Raw genomic sequence first — 2,607 nt, 5'->3', positions numbered from 1 at the left:
GCCCACCCCCACCCCCGTGGACGAGGACGAGAACGACACCGAGGACGACGACACCGAGGACGAGGACGACGAGGGCGAGACCCCCGACGGCCAGGTCCCCGGCGGCCGGCTCTCCGGTGACGACGAGGGCGAGACCCCCGGCGAGGACGAGGAGTCCGGCGAGGCGCCGGAGGACGAGTTCGCGTTCTGCACCGACCTCGACGCCGACTACGAGGACGGCCTGCTGACCGAGGTCGTCGGTCTGCCCGAGACCATCGTCGCGGGCAGCGGCTGGCACGAGTTCAGCATGCACGCCACCAACGTCAGCGACGTCGACCTTCGCGACGTGATCCTGTGGGCCGAGGTGGAGAACCTCAAGCTCTACGAGGACCTCGAGAAGGACGAGCTGGACTTCGACAACCTGGACAAGTACGCCTGGCTGTCGGAGTACGTCAACCTGGAGTTCCGGAACGGCGGCGGCTGGAAGGCCCTGGACGATGACGGCTTCGCGGCCGGCATCTACGCCGAGCTGGACGTCCTGCCGGCCGGTAGCGACACCGTCGTGACCGACTTCCGGATCTCCATCGACAAGGACGCCCCGACCGTGGACGGTGCCGCCGTCAGCGGTGGTGCCTACATCGGTGAGGTCAACGGCCAGGAGTGTGGCTGGGAGGGTGGCTGGTACTACGCCTTCTCCATCACCGCTCCCGGTGGGTCCGGCAGCGACAAGGAGGCCGAGCCCGCCGGCCCGGCCAAGCGCAGCCCGGACCTGCAGCTCGCCCGGACCGGTGCCGGTTCGGGTCTGGCGGTCTACGCCCTGACCGGTGCCGCCGCCGTCGCCATGGGTGCCGCCGCCGTCTACATGGTGCGTCGTCGCGGCGCGGGTGCCGCCGTCTGATCGGCACCCGCCCGTAACACCTCGCGACACCCGTGCGGTGGGCGCCGTCCGTCGACGCGCCCACCGCACACCCGGGCCGGTTCCCCTCACGGGGAGCCGGCCCGGGGCCGGTTCCGGGCCGGCTCGGGACGACGGGCGGCCGGCTTTCGGACGATCAGCACCCGGCGCCCCCGCGTGTGGCCGGCCCGGCTGTCGATGTGCGCCGCCGCGGCCTCGGCGAGCGGGTACGACTTCTCGACCGGGATGCGGAGCCTTCCCCGCGAGATCAGGTCGACGGCCTCGGCCAGGGCTTCCGGCATGCTGCCGGCCACTCCGGAGAATGGGACACCGAGCTCCGCCGCCTCGGGGTCGGCGATGGAGACCACCTTCCGCGGGTTCCCGGTCAACCCGATGAGTTCGCGGAGCACGCCCGAGCCGGCCAGGTCGAGGGCCGCGTCGACCCGGCCGAGCCGCCGCACCCGCTCCACCCAACCCTCGCCGTACGTCGTGGCGAGGGCGCCCATGCCGCGCACATGGTCCTGACTCGCGGCTCCGGCGGTGCCGATCACCGTGATCCCGCGCTCCCGGGCGATCTGCACCACCGCCGAGCCGACTCCTCCGGAGGCGCCGCTGACCAGCAGTGTCTGCCCGGCTCGCACACCGACTTCGCGGATCACGCGCAGCGCGGTCTCCATGACGGAGGGGTACCCGGCCGCCTCTTCGAACGTCAGCCCCTCGGGCATCCGGGCCCATGCCGACAGCACGGCGAACTCGGCGTAGGTGTTCTCCCCCTCACCGAACACGTGGTCGCCGATCGCGACCCCTTCGACGCCCTCGCCGACCTCGTCCACCACCCCGGCGGCGTCCTGCCCGAGCCCGGCGGGCAGTTCGAGGGGGCGGATCCCGCGGAATTGGCCTTCACGGATCCTCCAGTCGACGGGGTTCACGCCCGCCGCTCGCACGGCCACACGAATCCGGCCGGGGCCCGCGTGGGGCTCCTCGGCGTCCTCGAGGCGCAGGACATCCGGTCCACCGAACCGGGCGAAGCTCACTCTCTTCATGCCGACGACCGTAACACTAACGGTTAGCTTTTAAAAACGGTTGTGCTTTCATACCTGATAGCTTTGGATCATGACCGTGCCGCCCGGACGCCGGGAACGCAAGAAGGCCGCGACCCGCCGGAAAATCGCCGATGCCGCCCTGCGGCTCTTCCTGGAACGGGGATACGACGCGGTGGGTATCCGTGACGTGGCCGCCGAGGCCGACGTGGCCGTCACCACGGTCTTCTCCCACTTCGCCTCGAAAGAGGCCCTGGTGTTCGAGCAGGACGAGGACTTCGGACAACGCCTCCTGCGTGCGGTCACCGATCGGGCACCGCACGAGCCGCTCATCCCGGCGCTGCGCAACGAGATCGGGGCCCTGGTGCGCCATTGCACGGCGGATGGCACCGCCCCGATCCAGCGGATGATCGAGGCGTCACCCGCACTGCGGGAGTACGAGGAGGCGGCGAGGCTGCGTCACGCCGAGTCGCTGGCCACGGCCATCGCCGCCGATCCCGACCGGCCACGGACCACGACGGCCTGCCGCACGATCGCGAGGTTCGTGGTCGATGCCTATGCGCTGGCCCGGGACGCGGACGATCCGGAAGCCGCGGTGGAGGAGATCTTCCGGATGATCGAGGCGGCCCGGGAGGCCACCCTCCCCTCCGCGGACCCCACCGACACGGCCGGGCCGTAGTCGGGCCCGGGGCC

General features: G+C 71.4%; 2 protein-coding genes and 1 pseudogene. 2 read left to right on the top strand and 1 reads right to left on the bottom strand.

What is annotated here, in order from left to right; translation table 11 throughout:
* Positions 1–877: hypothetical protein (locus FNQ90_RS19315; RefSeq protein ID WP_182607523.1), on the top strand; the 877-nt coding region annotated here is incomplete at its 5' end.
* Positions 878–1,026: 149 nt separating this feature from the next.
* Here the strand turns inward: FNQ90_RS19315 and FNQ90_RS19310 are convergent.
* Positions 1,027–1,917 (bottom strand): annotated as a pseudogene (locus FNQ90_RS19310) (NADP-dependent oxidoreductase); the annotation flags it as partial.
* 70 nt (positions 1,918–1,987) lie between these two features.
* Here FNQ90_RS19310 and FNQ90_RS19305 point away from each other — a divergent pair.
* Positions 1,988–2,593, top strand: a complete 606-nt coding sequence (locus tag FNQ90_RS19305) for a TetR/AcrR family transcriptional regulator (RefSeq protein WP_182607521.1) — start codon at positions 1,988–1,990, stop codon at positions 2,591–2,593.
* The last annotated feature ends 14 nt before the right edge of the window (positions 2,594–2,607 follow it).

The organism is Streptomyces alkaliphilus, assembly GCF_014141535.1.
Classification (GTDB): domain Bacteria; phylum Actinomycetota; class Actinomycetes; order Streptomycetales; family Streptomycetaceae; genus Streptomyces; species Streptomyces alkaliphilus.
This window is presented reverse-complemented; position numbering and strand designations above follow the sequence as displayed.